This is a genomic window from Bradyrhizobium sp. 186, assembly GCF_023101685.1.
Taxonomy (GTDB): domain Bacteria; phylum Pseudomonadota; class Alphaproteobacteria; order Rhizobiales; family Xanthobacteraceae; genus Bradyrhizobium.
In genome coordinates this window covers 9996523-10012312 of the sequence record NZ_CP082164.1, presented here as the reverse complement: position 1 = coordinate 10012312, position 15790 = coordinate 9996523, and the positions used below count along the sequence as shown (strand labels likewise).

The following is a 15790-nucleotide window of genomic DNA, read 5'->3' as shown; positions in this document are numbered from 1 at the left end:
GCAATAGTCGTAGTACAGCCCCATGGGCCTGTCTTACCCTTCACCCCCAAATAGTCGGTGAAGTCGCGAATATTCAATGCACAGGGGTGTGTCTGCCCGGTCCTGCATAATCCTCGGCCTGTTCCAGTTGTATCATTAGATCGGTGCTCTCCTTGAGCATCTTGTCGAACTCGAAATCGGAGACAGAAAAAAGGTACAAGAATGCGACGCCAATTCTTTCGTTCCCTAGTGCAGCCAGCCAGCGGCCATATCGACTTCCCAGACGCCGCTGGTATTTGAAATCCTCCGATGCATGATCTAGGCCTACACGCATGCAGAATGCGAGATACTGCTCATTCGGGAGAGTTGCTGCTTCGTCTAGCGTTCGGTATTTTTCGAGCGTTTCCACGATGGTTGATGTCGGTGTTTGGTATCGTTTTACAAGTTGATCAAGAGCATTGGGGAGCTGCTCGGTCGAGTTGTTCATTTGTCGTGTTCCTTGATTGGCCGTGTTTGGAAGGTGGTGGATCGGGTCACGATCTCATTTCCTGATGCTTGGCGTCGGGGCTGTTGGCGCAGGCGCAACGCCGATCTGCATCGAGTTGCGCCCGTCGAACGCCCCGCCTATTTCACGTCAGCCAGGCGATCCTTCAGGTCACCCCAGGTTGGCCTTCTGCTTGCCATACGGTGCAGCGCTTCGCGCACTTGCTCCGCATCCGCGGCCAACCCCTCCGCAGAGGGAGGCCGATTCTCGACCGCCTTCACCCAATCGGGCATCTCGTAAGGTTCGTCGGCGCGATACTTGTCGTAGGCTTCCTCGCGAATGCCCGGAAATTCATCCTCAATTCCGAGAGCGGAGAGCACCTCAAGGAGGCGGTCCTCATCAGCATCCGAGTATATTGCGAGCTCATCGGCATAAAAGCCGGCGTACCTCCGCAAGGCCGGCTCCCTTGCAAAAGCGTGCGGTCCCTGCGTTTTCTTTTTTCGCTTGATGACTGCCGCCACTCTTTTCCTTGCTTCGCGCCGCATATGAGCCAATGCCTTCCCGTAAGCTCCAGTGCGCAGTTTCATTTCTGGATAGACCACCTCGATTTCATGGCTTTTCGCTAGCTCCATAAGCACGGATTGGATCTTGTCTTCTTCACTGGCGGCAAGTTGCCGTTTCGGCTTGAGTGCCGCATAGAAGCGCCCGGGAAGGGCGACAGGCGTGGCCGACGGTGGCGGCTCTCCTCGCTTCTTTCGACGCCAGTCAATAATTTCTTTTCGCTTAGCCGTCGGCTCCAGACGCCCCTCAGCCTCAAACTCATCGAATTCGTCGTCCTCAAGTTGACTCAACTCATATTTGATAGAAGGGCTCTGAGGGATTTTGTGCGCCCGCTTTGGATCTAGCAACCGCGCATCTCCCCCGATGCTCGCATACTTTGAGAACTTCGGCGCACTGAACAAAAGCCGCTTCATGAGCAGTTTTTTGGCGGGAGCGTCGAGCGCGATGTTTGCTCGATGGCAGGCATTTGCCACTTCGTTGTCGACGTCGCCGTGTTTGAGCCAGCAGGCATTAATGGCTTCAACATGCTCGTCGACGAGTGGATCAGGGAGCTTTGCTCCTTTGGGCATAGATTTTCTCCAAAAAAAAACGGCCAAGGCGTGGGGTCCTTGGCCGTGTCAATGATGTCGATTTGCTCCGAGGGCGCATTCGATTCTGGAGACAGAGTGTCTTCGATCGAAGTCGCCTTGGCGCTACTTGTAGGGATCCTCGTAGCAGGCGACCGGCGATTTTATCAACCGTGGGAGGCGTCACGAAATCGCGAGCGGCAGTCATGGCCTCGGCATAATGTCTTCGAGGTCGACTTCCGCGCATCTCGCATTGCACCAATTTCCCCGGGGAAACTTCGGTCGGCACCAAGCTGCCACGGCGCGAAGTCGATCAGCTAACGGAAGCGACCGCGACGCCACCAAGCCCATTACTAATCGTCCTATCGGACGATACTCGCTGCGCTCGTGGCCACTTGGTGATGGTGTTCTAATTGGAACAATCGGTCACCGACCGATGTACCAAGGTCCAATCTTGCGGCAGGCTTTCGATCACACTTCAACCGAACCAATATCACCATCATGTAAGCGGCGAAGCCGCTGCGAAGCTCTTATTGGCTTCTTGTAAACGGCGGCAGATCATTCACCTCGTTGACCGAAGCAACTACGGTTTCGCCAACACCAACCGTGGTCACCATGGTCTGACCGTCAACAATCGCCTGCGGCGATACTCGCTGCGCTCGTGTGCCGTGGCTGGAGGTTTCGGCACGATTCGATGTAACCATACCTCCTCCTTCCGCTCACACTTCAGCCGACAGACGGCCAAAGTGCTTTGAAGAAAAACCTTCACACACACCAATCAGAATCACCATTGCTGGTACGGGGCGGTTGAGCGGTCTCCCGTTTACGTTCAGTTCTTCAACGCTAGGTCTGTAGAGCCAATTGGTCGACATCTACAGCCTTGAGGGTCGCAGTGTTGCGTTGCCCTCATCGTGCTCAGGCAACGGCCTTCGCTTGTTAATTACTGGAATCCTGTTCTCGCCGAACATTCTGTATTCCGTCTCACGCCAGACGTAACAGGGCGTCGATGTAGACCACGCCAAGTCATTAATGCGAGTGAAAGAGACATCGGTCGTGATCGACGATGCTATTGGACCGCCCGATTGTAGGGAAAGTCGTTGTATTTAGTCCGCTGATGCCCTGCAGACGAACAGTCTTGCCATGCAGACCAGCATGCCGCCATCAAGCCAACCATTCTTCTATTGCCGTTTCAGCGTGACCGAAGCGCTACCATCCGCATGCGCATCAAGGGCGCAACAAATTTCCCCGGTGAAACTTCGGTCGCTACCAGCACCCCAAAACGCTACAGCTACCCAGCAGCCCAAGACGAAGCCCGACGAAGCGTTCGGGCTAGCTGCGGGGTCCGAGACACTGGGGCGGAGCGCGACCGCATCAGAGGCTCTGGGAGAGCAGGCACACAACGGCAGCCCACGATGCACAGGAAAAACGGCAGGGTTCTCGACAAAAAATTGACAGGGCGATTTCTAGTAGAATCCGAAGCGAAATATGCCTTTGAAGACACTCGACAATATCTCGCACTGGTTGTATTTCCGTAGCAATACAAGCACTGCCACGGGCGGTACGCGTAACGGACTGACGTGCATGAGTGAGGCGCGACGTTCTCGCCTCATTCTCCACCGTCGTCATTCTGCACTGTCGTCGCCCGATCAAGTCGGGCGATGACGGACTGCGGGTTGTGTGGCACGCGCTCACGGCGCCTCCCATGCCTCACCCGTCCGTGACACTCCTTACCTTCCACCCTCCACAAATCTGGCCTAACCTCACGGGATTCAGCGCCGCGAGGCCCGCCATGCGTTTTCGTGCCCGGAAGGCTGCTCATATGCTCGAGCGCGTTGGCCTGGCGATGGCAGGCGCTGCGTGCGGGCTGTTCGTCGGCGCCTATGTGGGATCGGCGATCGCGCCGCTCACCACGCAGGGCTTTCTGCTGGTGATGATGCTGCTCGGCGTCATCGGCTTCTATCTCGGCATCGACACGCCGCAGCTGCCCTTCGACGCGGCGCACAGCAATATCGACGCCGCGGAACTTTTGAGTTCCGCCGGCACGTTCTGCGCCACGCTCGCCGCGTTCGCTTCCGTCGCCGTCATCGTGCTGCGGCTCGATCCGCACAGCGCACTGACCTGGCTCGTCCTGCTCGGCTGGATCGCCGGCGTCGCCATGCAGATCGTGGCGGGTGCGAAGGCCAGGATGCGGAAGTAGAGGGCCTTGTTGCTCTAGGAAGATCGCGCCGCAAAGACGGTGCGTTCCCTCCCCCCTTGCGGGGGAGGGTAATCGCATATGGCGCGAGCGCTTGGGGTACCGAAGCCTCCACGCCGTCATGGCCGGGCTTGTCCCGGCCATCCACGCCTTGCCGCGCGGTACGAAGAACGTGGATGCCCGGGACAAGCCCGGGCTGACGACCTCCCGTGAAGGCGCATATGCGACAGCCCTGCCGGCTAGGGGGAGGGAGCAGAGCGGAGTGCTTGGCGAAATTGTTCGCGTTCCCTCAGTGCAATTGCGCGCTCAAAACACCACGCCGATCTTGGTGCCGCGCTTCCACGCAATCCGGCAGCGTTTCTTGGTGTTGACGTGCAGCAGCTCGAAGCGGTCGGGGATTTTCACCTGGCCGCCGAGATCGACGCAGGCGCCGCCCGGCGAATAGTCGATCAGCGTGCACGGGATCACCGGCGCGCGCGGGTCGGTGATGATCTTGGCCTGGCGGGACACCAGCCCCGCGGGTTTGACGCGGGCATGTTTTCGCGGATGCATTGGCACTCTCCTCCAATTCCGCGGGAGCATGATCCGGAAAAGTGCGCAGCGGTTTTCCGAGAGGATCACGCTCACCCAAAAGGGGCGCGGTGGTCGGTTCCGATCATGGAAAAGAGATGATGCGATACAGCTAAGGCGGGGGTGAGAATTTTAATGAAAAGTGGCGGAGAAGGGGGAAAGTGGAGGTGGTGGGGTGTGGAGGTGGTGCTCCGCCCACGGTGTCGTCCTGGCGAAGGCCAGGACCCATACCGCGGAATCTAACAATTAGAGGCGGTAGGCGTACCGAACGACTAATCTTCGCCAAACCTCTCCCTGGGGTTATGGATCCCGGCCTTCGCCGGGACGACACTTTTAGTGTGGCGCCAGCTTGCCTCCATCACCGTCATTGCGCACCTCCACCTCCCCCGTCACCGCCTCCACCTCTCCCGGCGGCGCCGGCATCGGCACCGTCACAAAACTCTTCGGCAGGTTCACCGGCCGGTAGCCCGGCATCGTCGCCATCCGCTTCACCACGCTCTCATGCACATGCGCGCCTTCGGGGATGGGGCGCGGTTCGCAATCGGGGATGTAGAAGCCGAGGAATACTTTGCGCTCCGGCCATTCCTTGTAGGTCGCGCTCTTCGGCACATATTCCAGCACGCGCCAGGGCAGCGTCATCGAATTGTGCAGCTTGCCGTCGAAATCCGGCGCGACATAGCTGAACGGGCTGTTCTTGCGCTGGATGCCCCAAGCGAGCTGGTTCACGGTGCGCGGGTTGAAGTTCAGCCCCGCCTTCGCCGCCTCGTCGATCATCCAGATCAGCGGGAATTTCGACACGCCGCTCTCGGCCTCCGGATAGCCGCCGCCGACGTCGCAATGCACGCCCGCGAACCACACCTGCAAGATGTCCTGCGGCTCCTTCCTGTCGTCGGGCACGAAGCGGTTGCTCCAGTACTCCTGCGGCTCCCTCCACGCCTTCAGGCGGAACATGCAGCGCCGCTCGTCGATCGAGATCGCCTGGCGGAAAATCTGCACGCTCGGGTCCCGCAGCGTGAAGGCCAGCTCCTCCAGGCTCGGCCAATAGAACCGGTCGGCGCGCGGCACGATCACGCTCGCCACCGTGTCCCAGACCCCGATGAAATGGATCGTCGGCCAGCGCGACGAGGTGATGCGCGCGAACTGCGCCGCGAGATCGAACTTGTCCTTCGGCAGCGGCCCGTCCTCGTCGGAGCCCACGTCGGTGAGGTCGGCCACATCGTTGCCGCGCCCGCTGCCGGAATATTGCTTGTAGGCGACGAGGCCACTTCCTGCGAGATTCGCCTGCTCCGGCGAGATCAGTCCCACTTTGTGGATCAGCCCCGCCAGCACCCGCACGGTATAGGCGCCGCGCGAGAAGCCGAACAAATAGATTTTGTCGCCGGGCGCGTAATGCTCGACCAGGAAGCAGTAGGCGGAGAGCACGTTGTCGTCGAGCCCGTAGCCGGTGGCGAGCCCCAGCACCAGATTGATGTTGGCCTTCCAGCGGTGCCACGTCGTCGGCTCCGTCACCGTGCCGACGCCGGGATCGTAGAACACCAGCTGCCGCGGCTGCGTCTTGTCGGTCTTGCGCAGGCAGCGATACAGCTTCAGGACGTTGGAGATGTTCTCGGAGATCTCGTTGCCGGTGCCGTCACAGCAGATGACGAGATTTTTCGGCTCGGACTTGCGCTCGTGCTCCACAGGTCAACCCCTCCCGGTAATGCTACCCGGGCGAGTATAGCGCAAAAGCGCGGGAGACAAGAGACGATAGCGGTCGCTTCTCCCTCTCCCCTTGTGGGAGAGGGTGGATCAATCGCGCTCCGCGCGATTGAGACGGGTGAGGGGTCATTCTCCGCGCGTGAATCTCTCGCGTCAGAATTTCCGGAGAGAGACCCCTCATCCGGCGCCATAGCCGATGCAAAGCATCGGCGTTCCTAAGAACGGCGGCCGACGGCCGCCTATGCCACCTTCTCCCACAAGGGGAGAAGGGAAGGCCGCGCGCGCCCTGGTCGCCTCGCGCCCTACTTCTTCTTCGCCGGCCCGAAATCCGGCTGCCAGCCGGCTTCCTTGCGGGTCGGCGCCGCGGCGATCACTTTGGCCTTGTCCTTCTTCGGTTTCTTGGTTTCGCGGTTGCTGCGTTGCTGTCCCTTGGCCATGACGTCCGTCTCCTGTGGAGGTTCGAATTCGCTGAGTTCGTCCGATTGCAGCACCCGCCCGCGCGGCGTGCAGACGCGCACGTCCAAGTCCATGTCTACGTCGCCGTCGCGCGGCGGCTTTCGCGCCAGCCGCAGCGCGGCGCTCGCGGTGCCGCGGCCGAGATTGGCGCTGCCGAACTCGCCGGCGGCAGCGCAAATGACCCTCGGTCACCGGTCGATGCCGTTGCGCGAGTTGCAGTGATGCGATGAAGCGTACGCCTGCACCACGCCGATTGCGAGGGCTAAAACGCCGCGCGCGAGGGTCGCGCCGCGGCCTCGGTGCACGCGGCTGGTGAGGATAGTGCTGGCTATTGCAACGCAACGGGCGCATGTTCGGCACAGCTGGCGTCGGTTGGGGCCCTCTTTGCGAAAGGCAGGCGCGCATGACCATCCGCTCGCGGCGTGAAACCATCACATTCAAGCATCCGTTCCACATCCGCGGCATCGAGCGCGAGTTGCCGGCCGGTGCCTATGAGGTCGTCACCGACGAGGAGATGATCGAGGGGTTGTCCTTCTCGGCTTACCGCCGCATCGCCACCATGATCACCGTACCTGTCGAAGGCGCGCGCGGCGGTGCGATCGAGATGCGCGCGATCGGCTCGGTCGACCTCGCGGATGCGCAACGTATCGATGCGAGCGCCGCCAATGACTGACCATCCGGTCGATCTCGACAAGCATCGCGGCATGGCCGCCCAGAAGGCGACCGATTTGCGCCGCGCGCTGGCCGAGGTCGAGACCAATGTCAGGGAGCTGCGCGAGCGCGAGTCCGATCTCCAGAACCGCATGATGACGGTGCCCGCCGCGTCGTGGCCGGAGGCCGCGGTGAAGGCGCGCTATCTGCTCAACCTCTACGCCGCGACCCTGCCCACCGAGGACACGCGGCACCGCGCGCTGGTGGCCGCGCTGTTCGACGATTTCGCAAGACTCAATGGTGAGGGCTGAAGCCAGCCACGGCCGCGGTCTTGCTCCACCTCTCCCGCTCGCGGGAGAGGTCGGCGTGTCCGGGCGATGCGAAGCATCGTCCCGAGCGCCGGGTGAGGGCTCTCGCCTCATCGGGAGTGTCGCTTACAAAGCAATCGCGTAAAGGAACAACCCATGACGCTCACCAGCTGCCGCTTCATCGGCCACGAACAGGATCGGGGGATCGTCCAGTTCTCGATGCAGGACGGCACGAAGGAGATCGCCTGCGCGATCTCGACCTCCGCGATGGACGACCTCGAGCGCGGCCCGCGCGCCAGGCCCAACGAGCGCGAAGCCCAGTTCGCCCGCCTGCGCGAGCGCATCGAAGCCTGCGTGGAACGCAAATATCAGGCAACCGAGTTCGAAGGCACCCCGCCGGGGATCGTGCTGCGGAGCATTGATTTTCGGGGGTAGGGGGAGGCGACGGTTCGCACCGCGAGCGTGCGCAAGCTTCGCGCATTTTCGATCGCATCCGCGGCCCCGTTGCCGCATCAACTGTTGAAATTAACTACTTGTTAACCATGCGGTCGCCTAATGTGGACGATTGGGGGATCACCATGTCGGCCCATGTGACGCGCCCGAAGTTGATGCCTGTTCCAGCCTTTCATCTGCTTGGCGGGCTGGCGGTTCGCGCCACGGCTGTCCTACGGAGCAATGCAATGTTCGGAAAGGACGACTTAGTGGACAATCTCAGTCGCGATCTCGATCGCGCGCGCGGACGACGCGATGCTCTTGCGTCCGAAGCCGCGACCCTGACGGCTCAGATCGCCGAAATCGAAGCCCGCCTTTCGGAGGAGAAGAACAGGCGGGAGCGTGATCGCGCCTTGGGCGAAATCGAAGCGATCAAAACCCGAATCAAACAGGCCGGGAGCGCGTTTGCACCTGTTGTCGATGGTCTCTGCAAGGCGATCGAGCAGGCTGCGGCAGTTGTGCCCGAGGCCCGCGAGCTCAATAGTTTTCTAGTATCGGTGGCGACCGAAATCGACAGTGTAATCGATCCCCTGTTGCGCGAACTGGATCAGCGCGCGGATGCGGTGCGAGTCGGCCACGCTGCACTGGACCTCCCGAGTTCGGCCAATGAGGGGTCCATCGAACCGCCAAAAGACAACAATGATCGCCTGCTTCGTTTCCCGGCATGGCTGTCGCGCGACAAGGAGGCGGAAAAAAGCGAAGCAGCGGAGAACCCGCGCAGCACGGCAGCGTGAAGGATCGGCGCACTACGCACCTTGGAAGGTCGTCCGCAGATCTGACGTTCGGAATTCGCCGATGAAATTCCCGTCGTCAACGCCAGCATGCCGACCGGCATGCGTCGAGCACGCGGACTCCTGGAGTGGAATGAGTTTTGGTTGAATCGATGCGAGCGGCGGGCTCGCTCAACCTCTCCCGCTTGCGGGGGGAGGTCGGCGCGAAGCGCCGGGTGGGGGCTCTCTCCACACTGGGACTCTCGATTGGGGCGACACCCCCACCCCCAGCCCTCCCCCGCAAGCGGGAGAGGGAGCGCACCACGGCAACCAGCCAAGCCCAATCTCATCGCGCTTTAGAGCCGCGTAGCAGCGGTCCATTTCCGGCATTGGAGACAAGTAACTCTGGTTCGTCCGACCGCTCAGTTGGCCGCGCGGCGCAGGAAGGCTGGGATATCGAGAATGCCTTCGTCGGCCGCATTGCGCGCAGAGGAGCGGCCGTAAGGATCGTGCGGCTGAGGAGCCGCGTGGCGCGCATATTCCAGATTCGGCCTTGCTGGTTGCCCCGCGGGGTGGCGGGCCTCCGGGCGAAGCGGCGGGCTTTCCACTTGCGGAAGCGGTGCACCGCGCTCGATGCGATCGGCGATGCGGCGGCTGTCGTTGCGCAGCCTGCCGGCGAGCTGCGTGAGTGGGCTTTCCGCCGGTTGCGTCTGCTGCGCCGGGTCAAGATTATCGATTCCGGTCGCCACCACTGAGACGCGGACGATACCTTCGAGGCTTTCATCAAACGACGCGCCGACGATGATGTTGGCGTCCGGGTCGGCCTCGTCGCGAATGCGGGTAGCAGCTTCGTCGACTTCGAACAGCATGAGATCCCTGCCGCCGGTGATGGAGATGATGAGGCCACTGGCGCGCTTGATCGAGGGGTTCTCGATCAATGGATTGGAAATTGCGGCCACGGCGGCGGCGAGCACGCGTTTCTCGCCGGAAGCTTCGCCCCTTCCCATCATGGCCTTGCCCTTCTCTCGCATCACGGAGAGAACGTCGGCAAAATCGAGATTGATCAGGCCTTCCTTGACGATGAGGTCGCTGATGCAGGCCACACCCGAATAAAGCACCTGATCGGCAAGGGCAAAGGCATCGGCGAATGTGGTCTTCTCGCTGGCCACCCGGAACAGGTTCTGGTTCGGGATGATCAGCAGGGTGTCGACTGTCTTCAGCAACTCCTCGATGCCGGCTTCGGCAAAGCGCATGCGGCGCTGGCCCTCGAAGTAGAATGGCTTGGTGACCACGCCGATCGTGAGGATGCCGAGCTCGCGCGCAGTCCTGGCGATGATGGGTGCAGCCCCGGTGCCGGTACCGCCGCCCATGCCGGCAGTCACGAACACCATGTGCGCGCCGGTCAAATGATCGCGGATCGTATCGATTGCCTCCTCGGCTGCGGCGCGTCCCAATTCGGGCTGCGAGCCGGCGCCAAGGCCTGCAGTCACCGTTGTGCCCAGCTGGATGAGGCGCGTCGCCTTCGACATGGCAAGCGCCTGCGCGTCGGTATTGGCGACGACGAAGTCGACCCCCTGCAGCCCGGCCGTGATCATGTTGTTGACGGCATTGCCGCCGGCGCCGCCGACCCCGAACACGACAATGCGTGCCTTCATCTCGCGAATATCGGTGATGCCAGTCATTCTGTCCTCGCGGTTGCTCCGGCAGGCCGGGGATTGAGAAAGTATCGAGTGCTACCTGCAAGCCGCGCGGTCTGCGTCCACGATGGCCGCGGCCAGATGTCCCAATCGACGCGCGGCTTGTCCCGCGATTGCGCCGCCAGCCCGGCGACCGGTCCGCAGCGCCGCCACTTCGTCTTCCAGTCGTGCCACCCACGCATTGGCTGCCATCGTCTCGGCAGCCGCCTGCAGCAGCTCGACGGCCAGGCGATCGGCGCGCTCGCGCTCGCGCTCGAAATCTGCCCTGTAGCCGGTTGCTACTGCTTCGAGCCGCGCGACCTCCGCCTTGAATGCCTCGATCCTGAATGCCTCGATCTTTGCCATGGCGGCGGCGATGTGGTCTGCCTGGCGGTCAATTCGTGGGCGGGGCATGTACCGGAGTTCGGAGAAATCAACGCTCACCAGGGCTTTGCCATCATCCGAACGCGAGCGCGGCAACCGGCGTCGTCTGGCAAGCGAACGAGCGGCCTCGCGAGAGATATTGAGGCGGGCACTGAGATCGGCATACGTCAACAACGCAACGCACATCGGCGCTTCTCCTGGAGCGAACCGGGAAGGCATTTCGGGCTAATGATGGCTGGACGATGAGTTCAGGCTAGGCTGCGTTGGTTAATGGACGGTTAACGCGCGCAGCACTAGCGCCGGGCGTGCGCGCCAGGCCCAACGAGCGCGAAGCCCAGTTCACCCGCCTGCACGAGCGCATCGAAGCCTGCGTGGAAATATCAGGCGACGGAGTTCGAGGGCACCCCGCCGGGGATCGTGCTGCGGAGCATTGATTTTCGGGGTAGGGGGGCGCCTTAGGACAGAGCAGTGCATTGGCGATGGGTGGAAAGCTGCGCGCAAACTCGGGAATCGTTGATCACACGCTGGCGCGTCGCCGTCTTCGCAGCCAACGTTCGAGCTAGTTTTCACTGTCGCATTGCCGACCCATCTCGGAAGACGATGCTTCTTGCGGTGCGAGGCTCACCTGACTTACCGAGGCGAGTATTGCGGTCAAATGTGCAAGTTGCATGAATGGCTCAAGCCGACAGCGCCGCGATTTTAGGGATCCTAACGAGTGTGGGCAATGCGATTTAGCCGCCTCCACCTCGCATCCTGCCGCAAAGCCGCGTTAGCCTCCGCGAGAGCTTCACAAGGCCTCCGAGATCGTAAGGAGCGAGAGCCGGGTCTTCCGGCACCAGCCGGTCAAGCAATGCGACCATGTCATTTGGAAACTTTCGAGGCAGGTCAGCTGAGGCCCTTTCTCCATCATCCCTCTCTCTTGCCCTGTAAACAAACAAATCAAGCCGGGTCGTCGGTACGAGAAGCGGAAAGATATTTTGAACAACATCAGGAAAATGGATTCCCGAATTCTCCGCAATCGCGGCGAACCGTTGCGACGTTTGCGGGGTCTGGTACGCCGTTTCTCTCGGCCAAGCCTTCGCGATGAAGGTCCTTCCGAATGAGTCCCACACGTCTTGGTCAGCAATTATTGAATTGAGAAACGAGAGGGCCTCAGACCTGCCGTCGTCGGTTGAACGCTGAAGTGCAAGACGGGCTTCAGAGAAGTTCACGTACTGATTTGATTGAGTATTCCAATAACATGCAAGAACGAGAAATTGGTGAAGCCGATCGATGGGTTGACTATCCCATCTCCAGTTTTGAACGACTTCGAACAGCCTAAGAAAGTTTGGCTTCAGCAGCGCAAACAACTCTGTGTCGCCAAGACGCTGATTGTGAAGAAATCCGTTCCAAGCAGGCTCGGCTTGATCGTTGGTCAGAGCGAAGAAAGGGATTATGCGAAGCTTTACCCAGTTCGGATCAAGATAGTAGAGCCACGTCAGACGACTTGTCGTTTCACACACTGCATGATCTTCGCCTTCGCCAAGCGTACTGAGGGCGTTTTCGATCCTAGAGCGGATGTCGATAGGAATACTCGCCTGATGTCCGATTTTGCGATCATCAAGTATTTGATAGAGAGTTTCGGTCATGACGCCGACCGGACCATTGATGGCGTGCGTGTAAGTTCTCCGCGAATAGCCTTGGGGTTTTCCTCCTACAAAAGTGTCGCCAACGCCACTTTTCAGAGCGTCTGCTCCGCCTGCCGTTAAACCGATCAGCACTGAGTCCCAAACGCGAAGTGCTCTGTTGGGGTCTATCTGTGCGAGAGTTGGCAGAATTCTTTTTAGCCATTGTGAGGCATAGTGCGCGATCTCGCCTAGTAGGTTTGAAGGCACACGCGACAGCCGCTCCGCGAACAACCACTGGAGTCGGGACGGTAGTCCAGTCGGCCACTCAGCTAGCGCAGTTTCTCAAGCTCGTAGCGGAAAGTTGTTGCGCCGCGCTTGGAAAGCCAGCGCGGCGAGTGCGCGTTGGGGGCGTTGCTTGACTAGACCATTGAATGGTCGGTACTCAGTAAACTCCATAAAGGGCCGAGTGGAATTTTGCTCAGCGGCTGCAATTGTCTCGGAAATCGGAAGGTCGATGATATTTCCTGGGTCGTCTTTGATGGATACCCATCCTGTCCTGCCGTCCATACTATGGTCGGCGGTGAGCTCCCATGCGTCATTCCAGTCTTGAACTTGGGCCCGCAGGTTCGGAAGGCGTTTCGATGTGGTTCTTGAGAGTTCGCACTCGTTACGGCTCAACCACCCGAGCATTGATGCTGCGGTACTCGCTCGGCGCTTTCTTGCATCGAGAGGAGCTTCCTCGGGTCTTACTGTAGTCCCAGCTACGATACGGTTTTCGATTTTCTTTCGGGGCGAGCGCGGGAGATCATTCCAGCGAATCCTAAGCAAATGGAGTAGCTCTCGACGATTATATCCATTCCAAAAACTTTGTTCGTCAAGTCTGAGTAGGCCTTCCCCGACCTCCTTGCCGGAAAAAAAGGATTTGGCCCAAGCGTGAAGCTTTAACTTGTCAAAAAAGTACTCCTCATCTTGCGGCCACAAAAGAAAATCAGCGCGTACACGGCTGGGATCAGCGATCGAAAGTTGATCAAAGAGACGTCGAATCCAATGTAGATATCGATCGGATCCACTCAAGTATCGTTCGCCCGGTCTTGAATCGGTCTCGAAGCTTGCTGTTCGCCAATAGCGAACCTCAAGTGCCTTCAAGAGTGCGGCGCCCCGTTCCAGTCCGTCCCTCACTGCTCGAAAATGTTGGTAGAGCTGTTCTGGCGCAACGTCGAGCTCGTCAATTCCCTGGGCCGGAAACTTTACTTCTAGAGCCACTACTGCGCCGCTGCCTAGTTCATTCCAGCTACCCTCTGGAGGAGCTGAGTTTGCTTTGAAGGGTCTTTTGCTCACTATGAACGGTCTAATGGATTCTTCGAACTCATAACGTAGCAGCGCCGACCAGCCTCTAGTCTTGATTTTTGCGATGCTGTGATATTGCGAATGATCGCTCTTAGGTGAGTTGCCAAATTTGTGAATAAGCAGAGTCCATAGGTGCTTGGCTTCCGAGCTGATATTCTTGTCGCTTTGATCAAGATACCATTCGATCTGATTCAACAGTGCGGAATGCAGCGAAACGTACCCGCCTGCCCACCAAATTGAGGCGGGTTGATCTATGATCCTTCCAAACCATCGACAGATATAGAACAACCGGGGAGGGAGGCGGGTTGCCTCGTATTCGTGAATACCGGCGAGCCTGAGATGTCTCTGACCTTGCTCGTCAAAAGGTGAGGGGGAAAGGACATCAACAATTTCTTGCCGGTTCAGCGTTTCCTTGCTTTCGTTCAGGCGGGGCGGATCGTCGTCAATGCCATATAGATCGAGAGGATCGATAGTTTCTTTGCCGTATCCCTCTTGTGGGGTTCCGTAGCGCACGTTCCGATCAAATACGCAAAGCCACTCTGCAGAAGGAGCTACCTACGCCTCCGCAAAGAGTTTCGCGCCTTCAGCGGTTCTAATGAGGGAGACGACTTGGCCGCGCTCGTGTGGAGACAGTTGCCGTGGACTCGTTGATGCCAAGTCCAAGATCGAGCGACGCCATTTTTCTAAATCATCGGATCTATCTGCCCACGCTCGCAATGTATCCCACAAGGCCGAATGCGCAGGGGATGCCGGGTAGGCCAGCGCGGTGACGCCGCGATCGTGCCATCTATTGAGAACCTCAATCTCTGTTCCTTGATCGAACGCGAAGATCTTCGCTGGGTTGTTGGTGCCTTTTGCGTGGAGGCCCTCAAGCAGGTAACGAACGGGTGGATCGTTTGCGGAATAGCCCAGCAAAACGATTACGTAGTTCTTTAAAAGATCACGGACAAAGCGGGTTGCCCACCCATCGGCGAGATAGGCGCGCCCAAAGTCCGAGCTGCTCAGTATCAGCTGATATTGTTCCAGTGAGTCCGGCTCAGAGGGCAGCCTGCCGTGAAGATAAACTAAACCTACCAGAGGTTGGCCGCTCGATAAGTCTGGCAGAGCTGGCGCGACGTTACGCCGAATGCCACTCTGTGCACGTTCAAAAAGCAAATCAAAATTCGTTGTCACTATTTGAAGCTGACGTGCGGCATTTCTAGACAGCCGCAGGACGGTCGAATGATAATCTAGATTTGCCGAAGAAGGTGGGCTCAGGAGCCTGCTGACAACCTCCTGAATATTGTCAGCCCCGTACTCGCGTTGAAACAGACTGAATACTTGATCGAGAGATATTGCCCCATCCGGCTCCTCCTTGGCGCGAGCAACCATTTCTCGTACTTTGGCTTCGGGAGGAGGACCAAGTTCCTCAAGAACCTGCTCGGCGAGTTCGATGAAACCGGGCAATCCCGCCGGACGCGAGATGCCTGCGCCACAAAAGAAGACCACGTTTCCGTTGTCGCGATCTTCGAGCAGGGATTCAGGAATATTCGGGCCGCGTGCAAAGAAGCGCATATGGAGCACTGAAGTACGCGTTGGAGTTGTGTCGATGCATAGTCGACGATTCGAAGGCGCCCTTCAATGCACATGGTCACTGGATAAAGCTGAGCGGCGCCGCAACAAAAAGCGGCCAGGTCTTCCGACCGGGCCGCTTCACAAACTCTGTCCGCTTAAGCCTACGCGACTGGACGCTTACGCCAGCCTCAGGCCCAGCTCGTAACTCTTAGCTCGCCTTCTTCACCGGCGCGGTCTCGCCGACCTTCTTCTGGATGGCGCGCTTCAGCTCGAGGGCGCGCGGCGACAGCACGTCGGCCTTGGCCTTGAGCAAAAAGGCGTCGAAGCCGCCATTGTGGTCGACGCTCTTGATCGCGTTGGTGGAGACGCGCAGGCGCACGTTGCGGCCGAGTGCTTCGCTGATGAAGGTCACGTTGCACAGGTTCGGCAGGAAGCGCCGCTTGGTCTTGATGTTGGAGTGGCTGACCGTGTGGCCGACCTGGGGGCCCTTGGCCGTCAATTCGCAGCGACGAGACATCTCAAAATCCTCAATCTTTCCCCCAACGATTTGCGG

The 15790-nt window shown here is 59.5% G+C and carries 18 protein-coding genes and 1 pseudogene; 7 read left to right on the top strand and 12 right to left on the bottom strand.

All coding sequences use genetic code 11. The features are described from left to right. Nucleotides 1–73: 73 nt before the first annotated feature. The 3 genes from IVB18_RS47890 to IVB18_RS47880 form a co-directional block, all read right to left on the bottom strand. Nucleotides 74–466: a hypothetical protein gene (locus IVB18_RS47890; protein WP_247986988.1), complete on the bottom strand. Its 393-nt coding sequence runs from the start codon at nt 464–466 to the stop codon at nt 74–76. A gap of 137 nt (nt 467–603) precedes the next feature. Continuing rightward, on the bottom strand, nt 604–1593 hold the full coding sequence (locus IVB18_RS47885; RefSeq protein ID WP_247986987.1) for a hypothetical protein: 990 nt from the start codon (nt 1591–1593) through the stop codon (nt 604–606). A gap of 527 nt (nt 1594–2120) precedes the next feature. Continuing rightward, on the bottom strand, nt 2121–2294 hold the full coding sequence (locus IVB18_RS47880; RefSeq protein ID WP_247986986.1) for a hypothetical protein: 174 nt from the start codon (nt 2292–2294) through the stop codon (nt 2121–2123). Nucleotides 2295–3379: 1085 nt separating this feature from the next. Between IVB18_RS47880 and IVB18_RS47875 the strand changes: the two genes are divergently transcribed. Next, on the top strand, nt 3380–3787 hold the full coding sequence (locus tag IVB18_RS47875) for a hypothetical protein (RefSeq protein ID WP_247986985.1): 408 nt from the start codon (nt 3380–3382) through the stop codon (nt 3785–3787). Between the two features lie 303 nt (nt 3788–4090). On the opposite strand, the gene IVB18_RS47870 is transcribed toward IVB18_RS47875, so the two are convergent. The 3 genes from IVB18_RS47870 to IVB18_RS47860 all read right to left on the bottom strand — a co-directional run bounded on the left by IVB18_RS47870 (nt 4091) and on the right by IVB18_RS47860 (nt 6576). Beyond that, nucleotides 4091–4336, bottom strand: a complete 246-nt coding sequence (locus IVB18_RS47870; RefSeq protein ID WP_247986984.1) for a PilZ domain-containing protein — start codon at nt 4334–4336, stop codon at nt 4091–4093. 351 nt (nt 4337–4687) lie between these two features. Then, the gene (locus IVB18_RS47865; protein WP_247986983.1) at nt 4688–6034 is read right to left on the bottom strand and encodes a DUF2235 domain-containing protein; all 1347 of its coding nucleotides are present in this window, start codon (nt 6032–6034) and stop codon (nt 4688–4690) included. 320 nt (nt 6035–6354) lie between these two features. Then, nucleotides 6355–6576 (bottom strand): hypothetical protein, encoded by a 222-nt coding sequence (locus IVB18_RS47860; protein ID WP_247986982.1) that lies wholly within the window; start codon nt 6574–6576, stop codon nt 6355–6357. A 4-nt stretch (nt 6577–6580) separates the two neighbouring features. Between IVB18_RS47860 and IVB18_RS47855 the strand changes: the two genes are divergently transcribed. The 5 genes from IVB18_RS47855 (at nt 6581) to IVB18_RS47835 (ending at nt 8693) form a co-directional block, all read left to right on the top strand. Further along, nucleotides 6581–6730 carry a hypothetical protein gene (locus IVB18_RS47855; RefSeq protein WP_247986981.1) on the top strand — a complete coding sequence of 50 codons (150 nt, stop codon included), beginning with the start codon at nt 6581–6583 and terminating at the stop codon, nt 6728–6730. A 181-nt stretch (nt 6731–6911) separates the two neighbouring features. Beyond that, nucleotides 6912–7181: a hypothetical protein gene (locus IVB18_RS47850; protein WP_247986980.1), complete on the top strand. Its 270-nt coding sequence runs from the start codon at nt 6912–6914 to the stop codon at nt 7179–7181. After that, nucleotides 7174–7470 (top strand): hypothetical protein, encoded by a 297-nt coding sequence (locus IVB18_RS47845; RefSeq protein ID WP_247986979.1) that lies wholly within the window; start codon nt 7174–7176, stop codon nt 7468–7470. Before IVB18_RS47850 ends, IVB18_RS47845 begins: the two co-directional genes overlap by 8 nt. A 153-nt stretch (nt 7471–7623) precedes the next feature. Continuing rightward, nucleotides 7624–7902, top strand: coding sequence for a DUF1488 family protein (locus tag IVB18_RS47840; RefSeq protein WP_247986978.1), 279 nt, complete (start codon nt 7624–7626; stop codon nt 7900–7902). Nucleotides 7903–8045: 143 nt separating this feature from the next. After that, nucleotides 8046–8693, top strand: a complete 648-nt coding sequence (locus tag IVB18_RS47835) for a hypothetical protein (protein WP_247986977.1) — start codon at nt 8046–8048, stop codon at nt 8691–8693. Between the two features lie 398 nt (nt 8694–9091). Here IVB18_RS47835 and ftsZ read toward each other — a convergent pair whose 3' ends face one another. Beyond that, a complete protein-coding gene (gene ftsZ, locus IVB18_RS47830) occupies nt 9092–10351 on the bottom strand; it encodes a cell division protein FtsZ (protein WP_247986976.1) in 1260 nt (419 codons plus the stop codon). 51 nt (nt 10352–10402) lie between these two features. Beyond that, on the bottom strand, nt 10403–10915 hold the full coding sequence (locus tag IVB18_RS47825; protein WP_247986975.1) for a hypothetical protein: 513 nt from the start codon (nt 10913–10915) through the stop codon (nt 10403–10405). Between the two features lie 116 nt (nt 10916–11031). Here IVB18_RS47825 and IVB18_RS47820 point away from each other — a divergent pair. Further along, a pseudogene (locus IVB18_RS47820) lies at nt 11032–11188 on the top strand (DUF1488 domain-containing protein); the annotation flags it as partial. Between the two features lie 272 nt (nt 11189–11460). Here IVB18_RS47820 and IVB18_RS47815 read toward each other — a convergent pair. The 4 genes from IVB18_RS47815 to rpmB all read right to left on the bottom strand — a co-directional run bounded on the left by IVB18_RS47815 (nt 11461) and on the right by rpmB (nt 15754). Continuing rightward, complete coding sequence (locus IVB18_RS47815; protein WP_247986974.1) at nt 11461–12489, bottom strand: hypothetical protein; 1029 nt, start codon at nt 12487–12489, stop codon at nt 11461–11463. Nucleotides 12490–12678: 189 nt separating this feature from the next. Next, the gene (locus IVB18_RS47810; RefSeq protein WP_247986973.1) at nt 12679–14196 is read right to left on the bottom strand and encodes a hypothetical protein; all 1518 of its coding nucleotides are present in this window, start codon (nt 14194–14196) and stop codon (nt 12679–12681) included. Between the two features lie 42 nt (nt 14197–14238). Beyond that, nucleotides 14239–15237, bottom strand: a complete 999-nt coding sequence (locus IVB18_RS47805; RefSeq protein ID WP_247986972.1) for an SIR2 family protein — start codon at nt 15235–15237, stop codon at nt 14239–14241. A 208-nt stretch (nt 15238–15445) separates the two neighbouring features. Then, complete coding sequence (gene rpmB, locus IVB18_RS47800; protein WP_247986971.1) at nt 15446–15754, bottom strand: 50S ribosomal protein L28; 309 nt, start codon at nt 15752–15754, stop codon at nt 15446–15448. Between the last annotated feature and the right edge of the window lie 36 nt (nt 15755–15790).

What these genes read in the sequence shown, in the direction of transcription:
- IVB18_RS47850 (WP_247986980.1), top strand. Translation starts at nt 6,912, where the DNA reads ATGACCATCCGCTCGCGGCGTGAAACCATCACATTCAAGCATCCGTTC.
- IVB18_RS47890 (WP_247986988.1), bottom strand. Translation starts at nt 466, where the DNA reads ATGAACAACTCGACCGAGCAGCTCCCCAATGCTCTTGATCAACTTGTA.
- rpmB (WP_247986971.1), bottom strand. Translation starts at nt 15,754, where the DNA reads ATGTCTCGTCGCTGCGAATTGACGGCCAAGGGCCCCCAGGTCGGCCAC.
- IVB18_RS47875 (WP_247986985.1), top strand. Translation starts at nt 3,380, where the DNA reads ATGCGTTTTCGTGCCCGGAAGGCTGCTCATATGCTCGAGCGCGTTGGC.
- ftsZ (WP_247986976.1), bottom strand. Translation starts at nt 10,351, where the DNA reads ATGACTGGCATCACCGATATTCGCGAGATGAAGGCACGCATTGTCGTG.
- IVB18_RS47835 (WP_247986977.1), top strand. Translation starts at nt 8,046, where the DNA reads ATGTCGGCCCATGTGACGCGCCCGAAGTTGATGCCTGTTCCAGCCTTT.
- IVB18_RS47825 (WP_247986975.1), bottom strand. Translation starts at nt 10,915, where the DNA reads ATGTGCGTTGCGTTGTTGACGTATGCCGATCTCAGTGCCCGCCTCAAT.
- IVB18_RS47885 (WP_247986987.1), bottom strand. Translation starts at nt 1,593, where the DNA reads ATGCCCAAAGGAGCAAAGCTCCCTGATCCACTCGTCGACGAGCATGTT.
- IVB18_RS47845 (WP_247986979.1), top strand. Translation starts at nt 7,174, where the DNA reads ATGACTGACCATCCGGTCGATCTCGACAAGCATCGCGGCATGGCCGCC.
- IVB18_RS47840 (WP_247986978.1), top strand. Translation starts at nt 7,624, where the DNA reads ATGACGCTCACCAGCTGCCGCTTCATCGGCCACGAACAGGATCGGGGG.
- IVB18_RS47805 (WP_247986972.1), bottom strand. Translation starts at nt 15,237, where the DNA reads ATGCGCTTCTTTGCACGCGGCCCGAATATTCCTGAATCCCTGCTCGAA.
- IVB18_RS47880 (WP_247986986.1), bottom strand. Translation starts at nt 2,294, where the DNA reads ATGGTTACATCGAATCGTGCCGAAACCTCCAGCCACGGCACACGAGCG.
- IVB18_RS47870 (WP_247986984.1), bottom strand. Translation starts at nt 4,336, where the DNA reads ATGCATCCGCGAAAACATGCCCGCGTCAAACCCGCGGGGCTGGTGTCC.
- IVB18_RS47855 (WP_247986981.1), top strand. Translation starts at nt 6,581, where the DNA reads ATGTCTACGTCGCCGTCGCGCGGCGGCTTTCGCGCCAGCCGCAGCGCG.